Source organism: Microbacterium sp. GXS0129 (assembly GCF_044769785.1).
In the GTDB taxonomy this organism is placed as follows: Bacteria; Actinomycetota; Actinomycetes; order Actinomycetales; family Microbacteriaceae; genus Microbacterium; species Microbacterium nymphoidis.
The window spans coordinates 404321-423825 of sequence record NZ_JBIZVZ010000001.1; the positions used below are offsets into that span (position 1 = coordinate 404321).

Consider the following 19505-nt stretch of genomic DNA (forward strand, 5'->3'; position numbering starts at 1 on the left):
ACCCCTCGTGAAGAAAATCGCGATCCTCGCAGCTTCTGCGGTCGCCCTCGCGCTGACGCTCTCCGGGTGCTCGATGCCCGGTGAGACCAGCGGCTCCGGCACTTCCAGCTCTGGCGGCAGCGACGCGGCCAAGGACGGCGCGTACACCGTCGGTGTCACCTTCTCCGACCTCAGCAACCCGGTGTGGGCCGAGCTCGTCCAGGAGGCGCAGACCTACGGTGCCACCAAGGACATGACGGTGACCTACGTCGACGCCGCCAACGACGCAGCCAAGCAGGTCAGCCAGATCGAGAACTTCATCCAGCAGGGTGTCGACGCCGTCATCATCTGCGCGGTCGAGTCCAACGCGCTCGCCGATGTCACGAAGAAGGCGCAGGACGCCGGCATCAAGGTGGTCGGGTACACGCAGGTGCTCACCAACTACGACGCCCAGTACCTCGTCGACGCCTACAACACCGGCTACGCCAACGGCGAGGCTGCGGCGAAGTGGATCAACGCGAACTTCGACAAGTCCGAGACGGTGGAGTGGGGCCTGATGGACCTGCCGCGCTTCCCCGAGATCATCGATCGCGCCAACGGCATCAAGGAGGCCATCGCCGAGCTGGCGCCAAACGCGAAGCTCGTCGCCACCGCCCCCGCTCTCACCGCCGAAGACGGTGTGGCCAACGCCGAGAACTTCCTGCAGGCGAACCCCAACATGAAGGTCATCGCCACCATCGGCGGAGGCGGAGCCGTCGGCGGCAACGAGGGCGTCAAGTCCGCGGGCGTCACGGACTTCAGCAAGTTCGGTCTGTTCGGAATCGACGCGACCGAGAACGAGATCCAGAACATCATCAACGGCGACCCCGAGAAGTCGACTATCAGCCTCGGTGGTGGCAAGGCCCACGGCGACGCGCTGATCGACATCACGGCCGACCTCCTGGCCGGCAAGACCGTCGAGAAGGACCAGTACATGCCGATCACGGTGGTCGACAAGTCGAACGCCGAGGAGTACTACGCCGAGGTCTTCGGCAAGAAGTGACGAAGCGCCGGTCCCGCGGCACCGCCGTGGGACCGGCTACGGCACCGCGCGCGTGCGCCGCGATGCCGAGCATCGACAGCTGCATCGGGACGAGTCATCGGACCCGGTTGAAAGGACATTCCCATGACTCGCGTGTTGGCCGCCGGCGACCGCTTCATCCGCGCCTCCCTGTTCCGCGACGCCGTCGCGGCGGCGGTGCCCGAGCCCGTCGAGATTCGTGAACTCGAGTTCGCGTGGCCGGACGAGCCGTTCGGACGGGTGGCCGAGGTCGATGAGGCCTCCGGCGACGAGGAACAGCTCATCACAGCTCTGGACGGTGCCGCCGCCATCGTCACGCAGCTCGCCCCGATGACCGAGCGCGTGATGGCTGCCAGCCCCGACCTCCGTCTGATCGCGGTGTCACGCGGCGGTCCCACCAACGTCAACCTCGACGCCGCGCGCCGCCACGGCATCCGGGTCGCGAACGTCCCGGGTCGCAACGGGATCGCGACGGCGGAGATGACCATCGGCCTCAGCCTCGCGCTGCTGCGCCGCATCCCGCTCGCCCAGGCCAGCATGCTGCGTCATGAATGGCGTGGTGATCTGTATCGCTCGGACGCGGTCGGCGGTGAGGTGTCCGGCGCCGTGATCGGTCTGCTCGGCGCGGGCGCGGTGGGCGGCCATGTCGCTCGCGTCCTGGCCGCGATGGGTGCGCATGTGCTGGTGTTCGACCCCTATCTTCCCGCCGGTGTGCTGGACGGCGTCATCGAACGCGTCGAAACCGCCGACGAGCTCTTCGAGCGGGCCGACCTGGTCTCGGTGCACGCCCGGCTCACCCCCGAAACCCGGCACATCGTCGGCACCGAGGCCATTGCGCGGATGAAGCCTGGCGCGCTGCTGGTCAACGCCGCGCGCGGTGGTCTGGTGGACTACGACGCGGTCGCCCGCGCCATCGACGCCGGCCACCTCGGAGGTGCGGCCTTCGACGTCTACCCCGATGAGCCCGTCGACTTCTCCCACCGGTTGTTCGCACAGGCTGCTGAGGGCAAGGATGTGGTTGTGACCCCGCACATCGCCGGTGCCAGCCGCCAGACCGCCGAGCGCGCCGCTCACGGCGTCGCCGAAGAGGTGCGCCGCTTTCTCGCGGGCGAGCCCGCCCTCCACCCGCTTGTCGACGGCGAGCGCTGACGTGACGATCGCCTTCCTGGGGCTGGATGTCGGCACGAGCTCGGCGAAGGTTGTGGCCGTCGGCCGCGACGGTCGTCGCATCGCCGATGCCTCGACGCCCTATCCGACGCATGTCGACGAGGCCGCGGCCGAGCAGGACGCCCGCCAGTGGTGGGAAGCGGTGGTGGCATCCGCCCGCAGGGTGACGGCAGGACTGGACATTCGCGCGATCGCGGTCACGTCCCAGGCGCCCACGCTGGTGGCCATCGATGCGGACGGGAACCCCACCGGCCCCGCGCTGACGTGGCTGGATCGCCGCGCCACGGCCGAAGCGCAGCGCATCGCCGCGATCGCGCCGCACTCGCGCAACGGTGCGGACGCCTTCTTCGGAACGGCGAAGCTCCTCTGGTGGGCAGAGCACCGTCCCGAGGTGCTGGAGCGCGCAGCAGCGATCGTGTCGACGAACGGCGCGATCGTCCGCCGCCTCACGGGTGTCGCCGTCCTCGACGACACCACGGCATCCCTCATGCAGGGCTTCGACGAGGCGCTCGGGGACTTCCCGCCGGCGCTGCGCGCGGCCGTTCCGGGCCTCCAGCTGCTCGCCCCGATCATGCCTGCCGATCACGTGGTGGGGGAACTGCTCGCGGGTCCTGCCGCGCAGCTCGGCATCTCGCCGGGAATCCCCGTCGTGGCCGGAGGCATCGACGCCATCGGGTCGGCGCTGGAGGCGGGTGCCCTGGCCCCCGGCGATCCGCTGGTGGAGATGACGGGCTTCAGCAGCGTGACGATGCTGGCTGTTCCGCGGGGAACCGCCGTGCCCGGCTTCATCCACTCGCGCCACTGTCTCCCCGGCACCGACCTCCTCATCACGGCGCAGGTCTCCGCCGGTGCCGCCATCGACTGGGTGAACGGGCTGGATCCCTCGCGCGACTATCGCGATGCCGACAGGATCCTCAGCAGGCCCCGTCCGGGGCGCGTGACGATGGTTCCGAGCCTGGCGGGGGAACGCACCCCCACGTGGAACGCCTCCGCGCGCGGTGTGATCAGCGGGATCGACCTCGCCACGGATGTCACCGACCTGATGCTGGCGGTCATGGAGGGCAACTCCTTCGCCCTCGCGCGTGACCTGGATGCGATGCGCGACGCCGGCTTCGCGGTCGATCATCTGCTGTCCACGGGCGGGGGAGCCTCCTCCGACGCCTGGCTGCAGATCAAGGCGGACGTGCTGGGAATCCCGGTGATCCGGCCGGCGGCCGGCCACGGCGCAGCGCAGGGTGCGGCGTATCTCGCCGCCCGTGCCATCGGGGAGTTCGGCGAGGTGGAGGATCTGCGAGCTCTGGCCGGTGGTGTGGAGGCGGAGTTCCATCCCGATGGCCACCGGCACGAGCTGTACCGTGCCGCCGCGGAGCGCTTCGCCGCCGCGGCGTCGTTGAACGACGGGCGCTGACGACGTGCGCTGAGCGACCCGCGGTGGCGAGGGCGTTGCGCGACGGGCGTTGAGCGTCGCATTGAGTGACGGACGTTGAACGACGCGCGGTGACGACGGACGTTGAACGACGCGCTGGACGAACCCGGACTGAGGCTGCCCGTCTTCCGAATCTGATCCCCCTGGCGCGTGACCGCCGGCTCCGTGCTTCGACATCTTCTGAGATCTGGGCGGTGGTCGCAGAAGGTGTCGGGGTGGGCATCGCCGACAGCATCTTCTGAGACCGGGGGTGGCGGTGGCCTCAGTTGGGGTCGCGGCGGACGCCGCGGTCGACATCTTGTGAGACCAGTCGCCCGGCCGTCGGACGGGGTCGGGGTCGACGGCAGAGGCAGGGGATGACGTCGGGAGGGGTCGACGTCGGGGGCGGGAACGACGCAGGGCGGAGGCCAACGCTGGCCCCCCCGCCCTGCGTGCGGGCTTACGCGCCCCAGCCGGCCTGCTGGCCGCCGACGCGCTCCGCCTCGATCTTCTCCTGGTACCCCGAGGCGGCGAAGGCGGACATCGGGTCGCGGGGGAGACCGCGTGCCTCGCGCCAGTCGGCGAGGGCGGGTCGGACATCGGTGTAGAAAGCGTCCATGAACACGGCGTTGGCCGCCAGCACGTCACCGGCGACCTGGGCCGAGCGCAGCGCATCCGTGTCGACGGAGAGCGCGCGGGCGGTCATCTCCTGCACGTTCAGCACCGAGCGGATCTGACCGGCGATCTTGTTCTCCACGTTGTGGCACTGGTCGAGCATGAACGCGACGTCGGGGTTGTTCAGCGCACCGCCGCGGATCACCTCGAACAGGATGCGGAACAGCTGGAACGGGTCGGCGGCACCCACGATGAGGTCGTCGTCGGCGTAGAAGCGCGAGTTGAAGTCGAACGAGCCGAGCTTTCCGAGACGCACCAGCTGCATCACGATGAACTCGATGTTGGTGCCCGGTGCGTGGTGGCCGGTGTCGAGGCACACCATGGCGCGATCGCCGAGAGCTGCCACCTGCGCGTAGGAGGTCCCCCAGTCCGGAACGTCGGTGTGGTAGAACGCGGGCTCGAAGAACTTGTACTCCAGGACCAGGCGCTGCTCGCCGGTGAGGCGATCGTAGATCCTCTGCAGCGACTCGTGAAGCCGGTCCTGACGACCCCGCAGATCGGCCTGCCCCGGGTAGTTGGAGCCTTCGGCCAGCCAGATCTTGAGGTCGCGGGAGCCGGTGGCATCCATCACGTCGATGCACTCGAAGTGGTGGTCGATGGCCTTCTGCCGGATGCGGGGGTCCTCGTGCGTGAGGGCGCCGAACTTGTAGTCGTCGTCCTGGAAGGTGTTGGAGTTGATCGTGCCCAGCCTCACGCCCAGATCCTCCGCGTGCCGGCGCAGCGCGGAGAAGTCGTCGACGACGTCCCACGGGATGTGCAGCGCCACGGAGGGGGCGAGAGCGGTGAGACGGTTGACCTCGGCGGCGTCGGCGATCTTCTCGAACGGGTCACGCGGGGTGCCGGCCGTGCCGAACACCTTGAAGCGGGTGCCGGAGTTTCCGAACGCCCAGGACGGCAGCTCGATCGACTGCTGCTCCAGCGTGGAGAGGGTTTCGGGGGTGAGGGACGACATCAGTTCTCGCTTTCGGTGGGAACGGCCTGGAGCTGAGCCTCCAGATTGAAGATCTCGGTGAGGGAGGTTGCTGCCTGATCCGCCCGCCCGGCAAGGTCGATGAAGAACGGCGCCATCTCCGCCTCCCATCGGCTTGCGACCTCGGAGGCCGCCAGATACGCGCGCGCCGCCTCGTCGTCGTCGCACTCGTAGCTGCCGAACAGCGCACTGCGCTCGCGGTCGAGGAAGATCGAGTAGTTCCGGCGTCCCGAGGCGGCGATCTCGGCCAGCATCTCGGGCCACACCGGGCTGTGACGGGCGATGTACTCGTCGAGCATTTCGGGCCGCACCTGCAGGGTGAATGCGTAGCGGGACATGACACTCCTTTGTGAGAGTCGCGGAATCACGGGTGCTGGACAAATCTGAATCGTTTCATGACGATAGTCTGAGTGTCCGGGGCCGTCAAGCGCCCGCGAGGAGGATCGATCGCGTGACGGTCAGTGTGAAGGATGTCGCCCAGGCGGCGTCCGTGTCGGTGGGCACCGTCTCGAATGTGCTCAATCGTCCGCACAAGGTCTCCGCAGCCACCGTCGAGCGGGTTCAGGCTGCCATCGAGGAGCTCGGTTTTGTGCGGAACGACGCGGCGCGTCAGCTGCGCGCAGGCCGCAGCCGTTCCATCGGACTCGTCGTGCTCGACAGCGCGAACCCGTTCTTCGCACAGGTCGCCCGTGGCGCCGAGGAGCGCGCCGCCGCGGAGGGAATGGCGGTGCTCCTCGGCAACAGCGATCAGAGTGCGCTCCGGGAGGCCGCCTACATCGACCTGTTTCGGGAACAGCGCGTGAACGGCGTGCTGCTCACGCCCACAGCGGACGATGCGGCAGCCGTGAGCCGCCTCGCCGAGGCGAGCATCCCGCTGGTGCTCGTCGACGCCGAACTCCCCGGCACTCCCGTGCCTTCCGTGTCGGTGGACGATCTCGAGGGCGGGCATCTCGCCGCGTCGCACCTGCTGTCCCTCGGCCGCCGGCGCCTGGCGTTCGTGGGCGGGCCGCTCTCGATCCGCCAGGTCTCGGATCGTCTGGCGGGAGCGCGCCGCGCGCTCGAGGAGCACCCCGACGCCTCGCTCGAGGTGATCGGGCAGGATGCTATGACCGTGCTCGCCGGTCGCGCAGCAGGGGAGGCAATCGCCCGGCGCCCGGCGAGCGAGCGCCCGGATGCCGTGTTCTGCGCGAACGATCTGCTCGCCGTCGGCGTGATGCAGGGTGCCGCGCTCCTCGGTGATATCCGGATCCCTGCCGACCTCGCCCTCATCGGCTACGACGACATCGACTTCGCCCAGTCGACCGTGGTGCCGCTGTCCTCGGTGCGCCAGCCCGCGCACGAGATGGGTGCGGTGGCCGTGGACCTGCTGCTGGAAGCGGTTGCGTCGCCGGGTGAGCCACCGCGTCGGGTCCGGTTCCGTCCCGAACTGGTCGTGCGGGCGTCCACGCGCGGCTGACGCTGCCGAGTGGGCTGACGCTGCCGGGTGGGCTGACGCTGCCGGGATGACGGAGGGCGTCCGACGCATCGCCGGTCTGCAGCCAGCGTCATGCCAGCCTGAGGGGTGCCGACGGGGCCGCCCCGTGGCCTCGTCGCCCTGGTAGCGTCGATCGCATCGACACGTTGGCACGATGTCGTGTTCGTTGTGAGGAGACCTGATGGGTGCGTGGGGAAGCAAGCCGTGGGACAGCGATGGAGCCGCGGACTGGTTCAGCAGCTTCTTCGAGGGCATCGATGTCGATGCCCGGATCGATGCCGCTTTCGCCACGGACGATGACTACGACCAGATCCGTGCCGCCTCGTACCTGCTCGCCGTGCTCGGGCGGTCCTACGTCTGGCCGGGAGACCTGGACCGGCTCGATGACCATCTGCAGCGAGGGATCGACCTCCTCACCCAGATGGTCGAGCCGGAGTCGGACTTCCGCGATCTCTACGACGATGATCTGGAGGTCGTCGCAGCCGTGCGCGCGGAGATCGCTGCGTTGGAGGCGCGCCTCGACGGTGAAGACGAGGACGACGAAGACGAGGACGACGAGGACGGCGAGGACGAGGACGACTGATTCCTGCGGCTGATCTGCGCTGCCGCATCGGTGTCCGATCCCCGTCTGTTGACCGGGCGTGACCTGCTCTGTGTCGTGTCGGGGTCACAAAGCTAACCGGTTTACCACCGAGCCGGTATGGTCGGATCCATTCGATGATGATGAGCCGAAGGACCGAGATGCCGCAGAACTGGGCAGGCAGCCACACCTACGAAGCCGCGCGGATCGTGTCCGTGCGAAGCCGGGACGACCTGGTGGCGGCGCTCGCGACGCCCGGACGTGTCCACGCGCTGGGCACACGCCACTCCTTCACCGATCTTCCCGACACCGACGGCACGCTCATCGAGATGTCGACCTGGGTTCCGCCCGTCGTCATCGAGGGCGATACGGTGCGCGTCGGCGCCGGGACCCGGTACGCCGTGCTCGCGGCACAGCTGGAGGACGCGGGTCGTGCCCTGCACAACACCGGTTCGCTGCCACACATCAACGTGGGCGGAGCGACGGCGACGGGAACGCACGGTTCCGGAGACCGCAACGGCGTGCTGACCACGGCGGTGCGCGCCCTCACCTTCGCCGATGCCGCGGGTACGTTCCACACGGTGCGCCGAGAGGACGCCGACTTCGCGGCGCTCGCAGTGGGAGTCGGGGCGTTCGGCGTCGTCACGGAGCTGGAACTGGAGACGCAGCCGACCTACCGGGTGCGCCAGGACATCTACGCCGGGGTGAGCTGGGGCGCCATCCTCGACGACGTCGACGCCGTGACGACAGCGGGCGACAGCGTGTCGGTGTTCACCCGCTGGGACGACAACAGCATCGTCTGGATCAAGAAGCGCGTCGCCGACGATGCGGAACAGCCGGTCGGCACCCTGCTGGACGGCGTGCTGGCCGACCACGAGCTGTCGCCGCTCGGCACGGGCGACAACGTCACGCCGCTGGGCGTGCCGGGTGTCTGGTACCAGCGGCTGCCGCATTTCCGCGCCGACCGCGAGCCCTCCTATGGCGATGAGATCCAGAGCGAGTACTTCATCGACCGTACCCACGCCGCTGCCGCCCTGGCCGCGATCCGGGCGATCGCCGATGGATTCCGCGAACATCTCAACGTCACCGAATTGCGCACCGCAGCCGCGGATGACCTGTGGCTGAGCGGCGCGTACCAGCGCGAATCTTTCATCATCCACTTCACGTGGCTGAACCACCCGGATCAGGTGCGGGAGGCGCTGGTGGGCATCGAAGCCGCGCTCGCCCCCTTCGACGCCCGCCCGCATTGGGGCAAGCTGCACCTGTTCGATCGCGAGCGACTCGAAGCCGTCGTGCCGCGACTCGCGGAAGCCCGTGCGGTCTACGAGCGCATCGACCCCGACGGACGCTTCGTCAATAACCACCTGGTTCGTGTGGGGCTGCGCGAAGCGCGCTGAGTCAACGCCCCGGGCGGTCCTTGTCCTCCGGCGCGATGCGAATCGGGGTGGTGGAGGCGACCTCGTCGCTGAACTCCTCCGGCTCGACTTCGGGGATCAGCGGGATCGCCGCGGTGCGATCCAGCGTCAGAGCGAAGCGGCGGCTCGTCGATCGGTGGATGCGGCCGGAGCGCAGCACCCAGATCGCACCCACCGCGAACGCGATGAGACCGGCGACCGCGCCGAGGATGATCGCCCAGCGGGGGCCGTAGGCATGAGCCACCCAGCCCACGATCGGGGCGCCGATCGGTGTGCCGCCCATGAGCACCGCGAGGTAGAGCGCCATCACGCGTCCGCGCAGTGACGGATCGGTGGTGGTCTGCACGTGCCCGTTCGCCGTGGTCATGACCGTCACCGTCGAGAATCCGACGAACACCAGCATGATCGCGTAGAGCCAGTAGCTCTGCATGAAGGCGGAGATCGTGGAGGCGACCGCGAACATCGCCAGTCCGCCGATCGCGACGCTGAGACGCGGGCGGTCGCGTCGGGCGGCGAGGAGCGCTCCGGCGAGCGAGCCGATCGCCACCACCGAGCTCAGCATTCCGAAGCCGTCGGCGTCGCGACCGAACTCCACCGCCATCGTCGAGGTGAAGATCGGCAGGTTCATGCCGAACGCGCTCAGCAGGAACACCATGATGAAGGTGACGATGAGATCGGGGCGGCGGGTGACGTAGCGGAAGCCGTCGGCGAGGCGCTCGGGGCCCTTCTGCCGCACGCGGGGGACCAGCTCCGACGGGCGCATGATCGCCAGTGCGATGAGCATCGCGATGAACGTGATGGAGTTCGCGAAGAACACCCAGCCGGTGCCGATGGCCACCACGACGATGCCGGCCGCGGCGGGTCCGAGCATGCGGGCCATGTTGAACGACGCGGCGTTGAGGGCCACCGCGTTCGAGGCGTTCTCCCGCGACACCATGTCGGATACGAAGGCCTGGCGCGCGGGGTTGTCGAAGGCCTGCACGAGGCCGAGCGAGAACGCGAAGCCGTACATCATCGGCAGCGTCATCACGTCCGACAGCAGCAGCACCCCCATCACGGCGCCGAGCAGCAGCATCACGGACTGCGTGATCATGAGCAGCTTGCGACGGTCGAAGCGGTCGGCGACGAGCCCCGTGATGCTGACGAGCAGCAGTGGCGGGGCGAACTGCAGGCCCATCGTGATGCCCATCGCGCCCGCGTCGTTGTCGGTGAGCTGGGTGAGCACCACCCACTGCAGCGCCGTCGACTGCATCCATGCGCCCACGTTGGAGATCAGCGCGCCGATGAACCAGACGCGGTAGTTGAAGACCCGCAGCGAACGGAAGGTCGCACCGCCGCCGCTCATCGGTCAGCCACCTTCCGCATGATCTCGGCTGCTCTCACGAGGATGGCGTGCTCCTCGTCGTCCAGCTCGTCCAGCGCCTGGTTCAGCCAGGTGTCGCGCTTGGCGATCGTGGCCTCCACCACGGCGGTTCCCGGGTCGGTGATGGTGATGATCACCTTCCGGCCATCGGCCGTGTCGGCGGAGCGCACCACGTACCCGGCTTCTTCGAGGCTGTTGACGGTGCGGTTCATGGAGGGAGCCGACACTCGTTCGTGCGTGGCGAGCTGGCCGAGCGTGGACGGCCCGTGCTTGTGCAGCACCCCCAGGACCGCGAACTGCGCGTCGGACATGGAATCGATTGCCCGATGGGTTCGCAGGCGCCGCGCCAGGCGGAACGTCGCCATGCGCAGCGATGCGCCGTCGGTCGGATTGGTCAGGGGATTGTCACTCGTGCCACTCATGTATTTACTTAGCATAGCTAATTACTCTTGCTAAGTAAATGGCGATCGCGTCCGAGAACCCGGCGTCTCGGGGTGCGGCGGACTCGTAGGGGTTTCTCGCGGGAGGAAAGCTCCCCGACATAGACTCGCGGCATGCCCGAATACATCGACGCGCATGGCATCACGATCGTCTACGACCGCTATGACGCGATCGGCGAAGCGCGGGGGGTGGTACAGCTGGCCCACGGAGTCGGCGAGCACGCCGGCCGGTACGCGCTTCTCATCGCCGCGCTGCAGGGCGAGGGCTGGATCGTCTACGCCGACGATCATCGCGGGCACGGCCGCACGGGCATGAAGCAGTGGGGAGGGGACGCGAGCAAGCTCGGACGCCTTGGGCCCGGAGGGCTGCGTGCCACGATCGCGGCGCTCGCGCAGTTCACCGAGCTGATCCGCGCCGAGAATCCGGCGCTGCCTCTCGTGCTGCTCGGCCACTCCTGGGGATCGCTGATGTCGCAGGAACTGATCGCGCAGCACGCCGAGCGCTACGACGCCGTGATCCTGTCCGGCAGCGCGCAGCGCACATTCTCCGGGCTGAACGCGCAGCCGCTGAACAAGCGGTGGGACGGCCCGGGTGCCCACGGGCTGGAGTGGCTGTGCTCGGTGCGCGAGGTGCAGGACGGGTTCCGCAACGATCCGCTGACCACCGAGACGCCCCTGCCGAAGCTGTTCGGCGTCATCGACACCCTGCGCATCCGCGGCCGGGCGGGCGCGATGGCCAAGGATCTGCCGATGCTCCTCATCGTCGGATCCGAGGACCCGGTCGGCGGCCCGCGCAGCGTGCACAAGCTGGCCGACGACTACCGCACCCGTTCGAAGCTGACCGACGTCACGGTGTACGTGTATCCGGGTGACCGGCACGAGATCTTCAACGAGACCGATCAGGAGAAGGTCCGCGCGGATGTGCTGGGCTGGCTGGACGCCCACTTCCCGCGGAGATGAACGCACTGCCGCGCGGCCGCGTCGTCGGCCGCGCGGATGCTCCCTCGGCCCGTGCGAACTAGGCTGGGAGGATGCACGGCGAGTACAAGGTTCCCGGGGGAAAGCTCGTCGTCGTCGACTTCGCGGTCGACGGCGGACGGATCAGCGATTTCCACCTGGCGGGTGACTTCTTCCTCGAGCCTGATTCGGCTCTGGACGACATCAACGCGAGCGTGGAGGGGCTGCCTGAGACCGCCGATGTCGCCACGATCGCCGCTGCCGTGCGAGCGGCGCTTCCGGAGGGCGCGCAACTGCTCGGCCTCACACCGGAGTCGGTCGGCACCGCCGTCCGTCGCGCGCTGGTGACAGCGCCCGGGTGGAAGGACTTCGAGTGGGAGATCGTCCGGGACCCCGCCGTGTCGCCCCACATGAACCTGGCCCTGGATGAGGTCCTCACCACGCGCGTGGGGGAGGGGCGGCGAAAGCCCACCCTGCGCATCTGGGAGTGGGATCAGTCGGCCGTGGTGATCGGCTCGTTCCAGTCGTATCGCAACGAGGTCGATCCGGAGGGAGCCGCACGCCACGGCTTCCAGGTGGTGCGTCGCATCTCCGGCGGCGGGGCGATGATGATGGCCGCCGGGCAGATCATCACCTACTCGCTCTACGTTCCCGCCGAGATGGTCGCTGGGATGACCTTCGCCGACTCGTACGCCTACCTAGACGACTGGGTGCTGCAGGCGCTGCGCTCGCTCGGTATCGACGCCACGTATCAGCCCCTGAACGACATCGCCAGCCCCACCGGCAAGATCGGCGGTGCCGCGCAGAAGCGCCTCGCCAACGGTGGCGTGCTGCACCACGCCACCATGAGCTACGACATCGACGGGCAGATGATGACCGAGGTGCTGCGCATCGGCCGCGAGAAGCTGTCCGACAAGGGCACGACGTCCGCGGCGAAGCGGGTCGATCCGCTGCGCTCGCAGACCGGCCTGTCGCGCGACGACGTGATCCAGGCTTTCATCGGCACGTTCCGCCAGCTCACGGGCGCCGTGGACGGCACGATCTCCGCCGACGAGTACGCCGACGCCGAGCGTCTGGTCGAGACCAAGTTCGCCACCGACGCGTGGCTGCACCGCGTCCCGTGACGGTCACCATCTTCGAGGGCGACAACCTCGACGTCCTGCGCCCCTATCCCGACGCCTCCTTCACCCTGGTCTACCTCGATCCGCCGTTCAACACCGGTCGCACGCGGGAGAAGGCGATCGAGACCACGCGGTCGATTCCGCAGGAGGTGACCGACGAGAGCCTCGGGCTCGACCCCGCCGAACGGGCCACCGAGAGCGACGAGATCACCGAGGCGGTCATCCGCCGCGGCTTCCACGGCCGCGCCTACGAGCGGATTCGCGGGGCTCTGCACAGCTTCGATGACCGATTCGACGATTACTGGGAGTTCCTGGAGCCGCGGCTGTGGGAGGCCTGGCGGCTTCTCGCCGACGACGGCACGCTGTACCTGCATCTCGACTACCGCGAGGCGCACTACGCCAAGGTGATGCTGGATGCCATCTTCGGCCGCGACAACTTCCTGAACGAGATCATCTGGGCCTACGACTACGGCGGCAAGACCCGCAAGCGCTGGCCCACCAAGCACGAGACGATCCTCGTGTACGTGAAGAACCCGGACAAGTACGTGTTCAACTCCGACGAGGTGGACCGTGAGCCCTACATGGCTCCGGGCCTGGTCACCGCCGAGAAGGCCGCGCGGGGAAAGCTACCCACCGACGTGTGGTGGCACACCATCGTGCCGACGTCGGGCAAGGAGAAGACCGGCTACCCCACCCAGAAGCCGGAGGGAATCCTGCGTCGTATCGTGCAGGCGTCCTCGCGTCCCGGTGACATGGTGCTGGACATGTTCGCGGGGTCCGGAACCACGGGCGTGGTCGCGGACGAGCTGGGCCGGCACGCGGTGCTCGTGGATGACAATCGGACCGCCGCCGTCGTGATGCGCAGCCGCCTGCCTCGGGCCCGCTTCGTCGCCCCCGACGACGCCGACCACTCCGAGTACGAGCAACTCACCGACTGACGGTTTCATAGCGCGCACTTGGATCCAATCCCGCGGGTTTTGGAGCCAAGTGCGCACGATGAACCATCTTGGTGCCTCGATGCCCGGTGCCCCCGTGCCCCGGCCGGCGTGAGTCGGTGGAGGGACGGTTCAAAGCGCGCGAATGGCTCCAATTCCGACGGTTTTGGAGCCATTCGCGCGCTTTGAACGAGATTCGGGGGTTGACGGAGCCGCGAGGGCCGTCGTAGTCTTCCGAATCGACTGGTAAGTTTCCAGTCGATTCTCGAGGAGGAGACCACGATGTCGGCACCCGCGCAGATGCGCTTGCGCAACGACCAGGCGGCGCTGCGGCTCATCGCCGACAACGGACCGATCGCGCGCTCCGAACTCCAGGACCTGATCGGCCTCTCCAAGCCCGCGGTCACCGACCTCCTCGCCCGGCTGGAGCGTGCCGGTCTCATCGAGCCGAGCGGGCTCCGCGCGAGTGGTCCGGGTCCGCGCGCCCAGCTGTGGGGCATCCGCGGCGACGCCGGCGCGACCGCCGCCATCGATCTGCGGCACGACCTCGTCGACGTCGCGCTCTACGACGCCGCAGGCCGTGAGCGCGTCCGCGCCCGCCGCGAGCACCACAGCTCCGACACGTTGGACACCGTCATCGCCGCGCTCGAGGACGCGTGCACTCAGAGCGGCATCGCGCACAGCGACATCTCGGAGGCGGTCGTCGGCGTTCCCGGCGCGATCGACCCGGCCACCGGGCACCTGCTCTACACCCCGCGGTTCCTGGAGTGGACGGGCGTGAACGTCGTCGAGCTGCTGTCCACCCGTCTCGGCTTCCCCGTGGACATCGAGAACGACGTCAATCTCCTGGCTCTCGCGGAGAACGACGAACGCGTCGAACAGGGCATCACCTCCGCCGTGTTCCTGTGGGTCGACACCGTGGGTCTCGGTTCCGCGGTGGTCCTCCAGGGACACCTGCACCGGGGAAACTCCGGCGGTGCCGGTGAGATCGACTACCTTCCGACGCCCGACCTCGCCGGTCCCGTCGACCACGGCGGGGCATCGGACCTCGGCGGCGCGCTCGATCCCGTCACGATCCTCGGGGTGGGCGCACGGTACGGGCGCCAGGAACGAAGCGCGCGCGACCTGATCGCCGCGTGTGCGGCCGAGTACCGCGAGAAGGACTCCGCGCGTGCCGTGATCCAGGAGACCGCGGCGCGCATCGCCCGCGGCGCCGTGGTGCTGATCACGGTGATCGATCCGCAGCTGGTGATCCTCGGCGGAAGCTACATCGACGCCGGCGGTGACCTCCTGCTGACCCGCGTCCGCGATGAGGTGGACCGACTGCTCACCCGCGACCGCACCGGGCACCTCTCGTGGGCGCGGCAGGCACACCGCGACGACGCGATCCTCACCGGCGCCGGGCAGCTGGCCGTCGCCCGCCTGCAGCATCGCGTGTTCGCGCGCGGCTCCCTCGACAACTGATCCCCCGCTGCACCGCCGGCACCTCCCCACCACAGCACGATCGGAGACATCAATGAAGAAGTCCATCGCCCTGGCCGGCCTCCTGGCCACCAGCGCTCTCGCCCTCACCGGTTGCTCCGGCACCGGCGGCGGCACCGGTGGTGCGCCGGCCGCGGCACCGGGTGACGACGAGAAGGTCACCGTCACCGTGTGGAGCGCCTTCTCCGACCGTGAGCTCGCCGCCCTCGACGGCATCCTCGCGACTTTCCACGAGCAGCACCCCAACATCACCATCAAGAACGTCGGCAGCCAGACCGACGACAAGATCACACAGGCGATCCGCGGCGGGAAGTCGCCGGATGTGGCGATCTCGTTCTCCAGCAACGCCGTCGGCCAGTTCTGCTCGTCGGGAACGTTCCAGGACCTCACCGACTACATCGACCGGGACAAGGTGGATCTCACCAAGATCCCGCAGGCGACGCTGGACTACACCCAGTACGACGGCGTTCGCTGCACGATGCCGCTGCTGGCGGACGTCTACGGCCTCTACTACAACAAGAAGATGTTCGCCGACGCGGGCATCACCGCGCCGCCGAAGACGATGACCGAGTTCACCGAGGACATCAAGAAGCTCACGCAGTTCAACGCTGACGGGTCCATCAAGGTGGCGGGATACGTGCCGACGCCGGGGTACTACGCCAACGCGATCGAGATGCTCGCGCCGCAGTGGGGCGCGACATGGCAGACGAAGGACGGACAGTCCAACCTCGCTGCCGATCCCGCCTGGACCGAGATGTTCGAGTGGCAGAAGGAGATCACCGACTTCTACGGGCTCGACAACATCACGCGCTTCACGGCGGAGGCCGGACAGCAGTACTCGGCGGAACAGGACTTCCAGACCGGCCGCATCGCGATGGCCTTCGACGGCGAGTACCGCACCGCGTTCATCAAGGACGGCGCGCCGGATCTCGACTACGCGACCGCGCCGATGCCGGTGGCCGACGACCACCCCGAACTGTACGGCACCGGGTACACCACCGGAACGGTGATCGGCATGCCGAAGGGCGCGCAGAACGCCGGAGCGGCGTGGGAGGTCATCAAGTACCTCACCACCGACACAGACGCGCTCGTCACGCTCGCCAACGCGCTCGGCAACGTCCCCACATCCACCGATGCGCTGAAGTCCCCCGACCTGGAGCTTCCGGAGCAGTTCCAGACGTTCCTGGACATGTTCGACAGCGGCAAGGTGCAGACCAACCCGGCGACGAAGAACGGCAATGCGTACACCAAGATCGCGCAGGACTTCGAGACGGCGTTCGTGGGCGGATCGAAGACGGACCTTGCGGCCGGGCTGAAGGACGTCGACCAGCAGATCAACGACGCCAACGCCCTGGGGCAGTGAGATGAGTGCTGTCACGACCGCGGGGGTGGCTCCGGCCGCCCCCGCGGGGGCGCCGGCACCGCCCGTGACGCGTCCCGCCCGCAGCCGGAGACGACGCAAGCTCACGGTGCTGCTGTTCATGTCGCCGTGGATCATCGGTGCGCTGGCGTTCTTCGTCTACCCGCTGATCGCCACGCTGTTCTACTCCTTCACGAACTTCGACCTGATCAACGACCCCACCTTCGCGGGATTCAGCAACTACATCCACCTGCTCTTCAAGGACCCCCTGGTCTGGAAGGCGCTCAGCAACACCGTGTGGCTGACGATCGCCGTGACCATCGGCCGCGTGGGCTTCGGCCTGTTCGTCGCCCTGGTGCTCGTGCGGATCCGTCGCGGCGCCGGAGTGTTCCGGACGCTGTTCTACCTGCCGTCGCTCACTCCGCCGGTCGCCGCGGTGCTGTCGTTCGTCTTCCTGCTGAGCCCGGGCTCCGGACCCGTGAACCAGTTCCTGCGCTGGATCGGCATCGATGCTCCGCTGTGGTTCAACGACCCCGCCTGGTCAAAGCCCGGTCTCACCACGATCGCCCTCTGGATGAGCGGCTCGGCGATGGTGATCCTGCTCGCGGCCCTGCTGGACGTTCCGACGGAGCTGTACGAGGCGGCCTCCCTGGACGGGGCGGGCGAGTTCACACAGTTCTGGCACGTGACTCTGCCGGCCATCACCCCCGTGCTGCTGTTCACGGTGGTCAACTCGATCATCGTTGGGTTGCAGTACTTCACCGAGGCGATTGTGGCGGGGCAGACCGCGTCCGGAAGCCCGACCCCGTCGCTCGGCTATCCCGACAACTCCACCCTGACCTTCCCCATGTGGCTGTACGAGCAGGCCTTCCGCCAGTACCACATGGGCTATGCCTCCGCGATGGCCATCGTGCTGTTCGTGCTGTCGGGGATCTTCACCATCGTGCTCGTGCGCCGGATGCGGTTCGCGGGCGTCGGAGAGGACGAATGATGGCGACGCAGGCTCTCACCGTTCCCCCGCGCGGAGGACGCACCCGCGTCCGCGCCCCGCGCAGCGCCAAGCGGCAGAACTTCCTCACCTGGGTCGCGGTGCACGCCGTCGCGATCGCGCTGGTGATCATGTTCGTCGCCCCACTGGTGTTCGTGGTGCTCACCGCGTTCATGAGCGATCAGCAGGCGCTCACCAGCAACCTGTGGCCCACCACGTGGCATCCCGAGAACTTCGTCGAGGTCTTCAATCGCGTCCCGCTGCTGCGCTACCTCGGCAACACGCTGCTGTACGCGTGCCTAGCCACGCTGTTCATGCTGCTCTCCAGCATCCCGGTCTCGTACGCCCTCGCGCGGATGAAGTGGAAGGGTTCCACCGCCGCCTTCTATTTCGTGATCATCGCGATGCTGCTGCCGACCCAGGTCACGGCCATCCCGATGTACGTGGTCTGGGCGCACCTCGGGCTCACCGGATCGCTCTGGCCGCTGATCCTGCCGAACCTGTTCGGCGACGCCTTCAGCATCTTCCTGTTGCGCCAGTTCCTCGTCACCATCCCGCAGTCCTACATCGACGCGGCGCGAATCGACGGCGCCAGCGAATTCGGAGTGCTGTGGCGGGTGGTGATCCCGATGGCGCGGCCAGGGATCGCGGCCGCGGCCCTGTTCAGTTTCCTCAACGCGTGGAACGACTACTTCGGACCGCTGCTTTATGCGGGCGAGAACCAGGATGAGTGGACGCTGTCGCTTGCGCTGGCCTCGTTCCAGTCGCAGCACCACGTGCAGTGGAACCTGACGATGGCGGCCACGGTGCTGGTGATGATCCCGGTGGCCATCCTGTTCTTCGCGGCGCAGAAGCAGTTCGTGGAGGGCATCAAGTTCTCCGGTGTGAAGGGCTGATCCCGCCCCCGCGAGACCTCCGTCTGCGGGCGAGAAGCCGCGCCACGCGGCGGTTGTCGCCCACCGACGGGGGTCTCGCGGACGGGCGCCGGCGGATCTAGGCTGGCCGCATGAGATTCGGCGCGTTCATTCCCCAGGGCTGGCGATTCGATCTGGTGGGTATCGACCCCGCCGAGCAATGGGCGAGGATGCACGGCGTCGCGGCCCAGCTCGACGACGGGCCGTGGGAATCGCTGTGGGTGTACGACCACTTCCACACCACCCCGGTGCCCAGCGGCGAGGCCACGCACGAGGCGTGGACGCTGATGGCCGCGTTCGCAGCGTCGACCTCGCGCGTGCGGCTCGGGCAGATGTGCACGTGCATGGGGTATCGCAACCCCGCATATCTCGCGAAAGTCGCGGCCACGGTCGACATCGTCTCCGGAGGTCGTGCCGAGATGGGCATCGGCGGTGGCTGGTACGAGCACGAGTGGCGGGCCTACGGCTACGGTTTTCCGGACATCCCCGATCGCCTGCGCATGCTGCGCGAGGGCGTCGACATCATGAGCCAGGCATGGCGCACCGGCACTGCGACGCTGAACGGCCGGTACTACCAGGTGGACGGCGCCATCGTCCAGCCTCAGCCGCTGCAGGACGGCGGAATTCCGCTCTGGATCGCCGGTGGGGGTGAGAAGGTCACCCTCAAGCTCGCGGCACAGGTGGCGTCGTACACCAATTTCACCGGCTCGCTCGACGAGTTCGATCACAAGAACGCCGTGCTCATCGAGCACTGCCGTGCCCTCGGGCGCGACGACTCGGAGATCACCCGATCGTCCAACTTCAACACGATCGTCGCTGCCACAGAGGCGGAAGCCGAGCAGCGGCTCGCGGGTGTGATCGAGCGGCTGCGGCCGCATGTCGGCGATGAGCGGGCCGCGCGCATCGAGGCCGAGTACCGCGCCTCGGACGCATTCGGAACGCCGACGCAGATCGTCGCCAAGCTGGCGGAGCGTGCCGAGCACGGCCTCGGCTATGCGATCCACTACTTCCCGGAGGCGGCGTACGACCGTTCCGGACTGGAGCTCTTCGCGAGCGAGGTGATCCCCGCTCTGCGCTGACGCGGGACGAGTCAGCGCACTCGGGCGTCGCGTCGCCGATCAGGGGTTCGCGGACGGATCCCGGGGCGCTCCCGGTTCCGGCACCGCGGGGTCCGGCGCAGGCGCGGTCGGCTCGATGTTCGGCAGACGGATCCGGCGCGC

Annotated in this window: 18 protein-coding genes; 14 read left to right on the forward strand and 4 right to left on the reverse strand. The window is 68.2% G+C overall.

Going from position 1 to position 19505, the window contains the following annotated elements:
* Positions 1 to 7: 7 nt before the first annotated feature.
* The 3 genes from ACIQJ5_RS01770 to ACIQJ5_RS01780 all read left to right on the forward strand — a co-directional run bounded on the left by ACIQJ5_RS01770 (position 8) and on the right by ACIQJ5_RS01780 (position 3614).
* Entirely contained in the window at positions 8 to 1021 is a 1014-nt protein-coding gene (locus ACIQJ5_RS01770; RefSeq protein ID WP_402840270.1) for a sugar ABC transporter substrate-binding protein, read from the forward strand.
* A gap of 123 nt (positions 1022 to 1144) precedes the next feature.
* Entirely contained in the window at positions 1145 to 2188 is a 1044-nt protein-coding gene (locus tag ACIQJ5_RS01775) for an NAD(P)-dependent oxidoreductase (protein ID WP_231090737.1), read from the forward strand.
* Position 2189: 1 nt separating this feature from the next.
* Positions 2190 to 3614, forward strand: a complete 1425-nt coding sequence (locus ACIQJ5_RS01780) for an FGGY-family carbohydrate kinase (RefSeq protein WP_231090736.1) — start codon at positions 2190 to 2192, stop codon at positions 3612 to 3614.
* Positions 3615 to 4071: 457 nt separating this feature from the next.
* Here the strand turns inward: ACIQJ5_RS01780 and rhaI are convergent, their stop codons facing one another.
* Positions 4072 to 5238: an L-rhamnose isomerase gene (gene rhaI, locus ACIQJ5_RS01785; RefSeq protein ID WP_231090735.1), complete on the reverse strand. Its 1167-nt coding sequence runs from the start codon at positions 5236 to 5238 to the stop codon at positions 4072 to 4074.
* Positions 5238 to 5594, reverse strand: coding sequence for an L-rhamnose mutarotase (locus tag ACIQJ5_RS01790; RefSeq protein WP_231090734.1), 357 nt, complete (start codon positions 5592 to 5594; stop codon positions 5238 to 5240). Before ACIQJ5_RS01790 ends, rhaI begins: the two co-directional genes overlap by 1 nt.
* Positions 5595 to 5707: 113 nt before the next feature.
* Here ACIQJ5_RS01790 and ACIQJ5_RS01795 point away from each other — a divergent pair, with 113 nt between their 5' ends.
* The 3 genes from ACIQJ5_RS01795 (at position 5708) to ACIQJ5_RS01805 (ending at position 8707) form a co-directional block, all read left to right on the forward strand.
* Positions 5708 to 6712 carry a LacI family DNA-binding transcriptional regulator gene (locus tag ACIQJ5_RS01795; protein WP_402840275.1) on the forward strand — a complete coding sequence of 335 codons (1005 nt, stop codon included), beginning with the start codon at positions 5708 to 5710 and terminating at the stop codon, positions 6710 to 6712.
* 199 nt (positions 6713 to 6911) lie between these two features.
* Positions 6912 to 7313, forward strand: coding sequence for a hypothetical protein (locus ACIQJ5_RS01800; RefSeq protein ID WP_402840278.1), 402 nt, complete (start codon positions 6912 to 6914; stop codon positions 7311 to 7313).
* A gap of 158 nt (positions 7314 to 7471) precedes the next feature.
* Positions 7472 to 8707 carry a D-arabinono-1,4-lactone oxidase gene (locus tag ACIQJ5_RS01805; protein WP_402840281.1) on the forward strand — a complete coding sequence of 412 codons (1236 nt, stop codon included), beginning with the start codon at positions 7472 to 7474 and terminating at the stop codon, positions 8705 to 8707.
* 1 nt (position 8708) lies between these two features.
* Here the strand turns inward: ACIQJ5_RS01805 and ACIQJ5_RS01810 are convergent, their stop codons facing one another.
* A complete protein-coding gene (locus tag ACIQJ5_RS01810; protein ID WP_402840284.1) occupies positions 8709 to 10070 on the reverse strand; it encodes an MFS transporter in 1362 nt (453 codons plus the stop codon).
* Positions 10067 to 10510: a MarR family winged helix-turn-helix transcriptional regulator gene (locus tag ACIQJ5_RS01815; RefSeq protein WP_231090729.1), complete on the reverse strand. Its 444-nt coding sequence runs from the start codon at positions 10508 to 10510 to the stop codon at positions 10067 to 10069. The genes ACIQJ5_RS01810 and ACIQJ5_RS01815 overlap by 4 nt, the downstream gene beginning before the upstream one ends.
* A gap of 132 nt (positions 10511 to 10642) precedes the next feature.
* Between ACIQJ5_RS01815 and ACIQJ5_RS01820 the strand changes: the two genes are divergently transcribed.
* From ACIQJ5_RS01820 to ACIQJ5_RS01855, 8 genes are all read left to right on the forward strand, one after another.
* Positions 10643 to 11488 (forward strand): alpha/beta fold hydrolase, encoded by an 846-nt coding sequence (locus ACIQJ5_RS01820; RefSeq protein ID WP_231090728.1) that lies wholly within the window; start codon positions 10643 to 10645, stop codon positions 11486 to 11488.
* Positions 11489 to 11559: 71 nt separating this feature from the next.
* Entirely contained in the window at positions 11560 to 12609 is a 1050-nt protein-coding gene (locus ACIQJ5_RS01825; RefSeq protein WP_231090727.1) for a biotin/lipoate A/B protein ligase family protein, read from the forward strand.
* Positions 12588 to 13544, forward strand: a complete 957-nt coding sequence (locus ACIQJ5_RS01830; RefSeq protein WP_231090726.1) for a site-specific DNA-methyltransferase — start codon at positions 12588 to 12590, stop codon at positions 13542 to 13544. Before ACIQJ5_RS01825 ends, ACIQJ5_RS01830 begins: the two co-directional genes overlap by 22 nt.
* Positions 13545 to 13823: 279 nt before the next feature.
* Positions 13824 to 15005, forward strand: coding sequence for an ROK family transcriptional regulator (locus tag ACIQJ5_RS01835; protein WP_231090725.1), 1182 nt, complete (start codon positions 13824 to 13826; stop codon positions 15003 to 15005).
* Between the two features lie 52 nt (positions 15006 to 15057).
* The gene (locus ACIQJ5_RS01840) at positions 15058 to 16386 is read left to right on the forward strand and encodes an ABC transporter substrate-binding protein (protein WP_402840291.1); all 1329 of its coding nucleotides are present in this window, start codon (positions 15058 to 15060) and stop codon (positions 16384 to 16386) included.
* A 1-nt stretch (position 16387) separates the two neighbouring features.
* Entirely contained in the window at positions 16388 to 17374 is a 987-nt protein-coding gene (locus ACIQJ5_RS01845) for a carbohydrate ABC transporter permease (RefSeq protein WP_402840293.1), read from the forward strand.
* The gene (locus tag ACIQJ5_RS01850; protein ID WP_402840296.1) at positions 17371 to 18267 is read left to right on the forward strand and encodes a carbohydrate ABC transporter permease; all 897 of its coding nucleotides are present in this window, start codon (positions 17371 to 17373) and stop codon (positions 18265 to 18267) included. Before ACIQJ5_RS01845 ends, ACIQJ5_RS01850 begins: the two co-directional genes overlap by 4 nt.
* Positions 18268 to 18377: 110 nt before the next feature.
* The gene (locus tag ACIQJ5_RS01855) at positions 18378 to 19364 is read left to right on the forward strand and encodes an LLM class F420-dependent oxidoreductase (RefSeq protein WP_402840299.1); all 987 of its coding nucleotides are present in this window, start codon (positions 18378 to 18380) and stop codon (positions 19362 to 19364) included.
* Positions 19365 to 19505: the final 141 nt, after the last annotated feature.

Bases quoted from the DNA above. Each gene is read 5' to 3' on its own strand.
- ACIQJ5_RS01845 (WP_402840293.1), top strand. From the start codon at position 16,388: ATGAGTGCTGTCACGACCGCGGGGGTGGCTCCGGCCGCCCCCGCGGGG.
- ACIQJ5_RS01840 (WP_402840291.1), top strand. From the start codon at position 15,058: ATGAAGAAGTCCATCGCCCTGGCCGGCCTCCTGGCCACCAGCGCTCTC.
- ACIQJ5_RS01810 (WP_402840284.1), bottom strand. From the start codon at position 10,070: ATGAGCGGCGGCGGTGCGACCTTCCGTTCGCTGCGGGTCTTCAACTAC.
- ACIQJ5_RS01855 (WP_402840299.1), top strand. From the start codon at position 18,378: ATGAGATTCGGCGCGTTCATTCCCCAGGGCTGGCGATTCGATCTGGTG.
- ACIQJ5_RS01825 (WP_231090727.1), top strand. From the start codon at position 11,560: ATGCACGGCGAGTACAAGGTTCCCGGGGGAAAGCTCGTCGTCGTCGAC.
- ACIQJ5_RS01850 (WP_402840296.1), top strand. From the start codon at position 17,371: ATGATGGCGACGCAGGCTCTCACCGTTCCCCCGCGCGGAGGACGCACC.
- ACIQJ5_RS01815 (WP_231090729.1), bottom strand. From the start codon at position 10,510: ATGAGTGGCACGAGTGACAATCCCCTGACCAATCCGACCGACGGCGCA.
- ACIQJ5_RS01820 (WP_231090728.1), top strand. From the start codon at position 10,643: ATGCCCGAATACATCGACGCGCATGGCATCACGATCGTCTACGACCGC.
- ACIQJ5_RS01775 (WP_231090737.1), top strand. From the start codon at position 1,145: ATGACTCGCGTGTTGGCCGCCGGCGACCGCTTCATCCGCGCCTCCCTG.
- rhaI (WP_231090735.1), bottom strand. From the start codon at position 5,238: ATGTCGTCCCTCACCCCCGAAACCCTCTCCACGCTGGAGCAGCAGTCG.
- ACIQJ5_RS01790 (WP_231090734.1), bottom strand. From the start codon at position 5,594: ATGTCCCGCTACGCATTCACCCTGCAGGTGCGGCCCGAAATGCTCGAC.
- ACIQJ5_RS01800 (WP_402840278.1), top strand. From the start codon at position 6,912: ATGGGTGCGTGGGGAAGCAAGCCGTGGGACAGCGATGGAGCCGCGGAC.
- ACIQJ5_RS01805 (WP_402840281.1), top strand. From the start codon at position 7,472: ATGCCGCAGAACTGGGCAGGCAGCCACACCTACGAAGCCGCGCGGATC.
- ACIQJ5_RS01835 (WP_231090725.1), top strand. From the start codon at position 13,824: ATGTCGGCACCCGCGCAGATGCGCTTGCGCAACGACCAGGCGGCGCTG.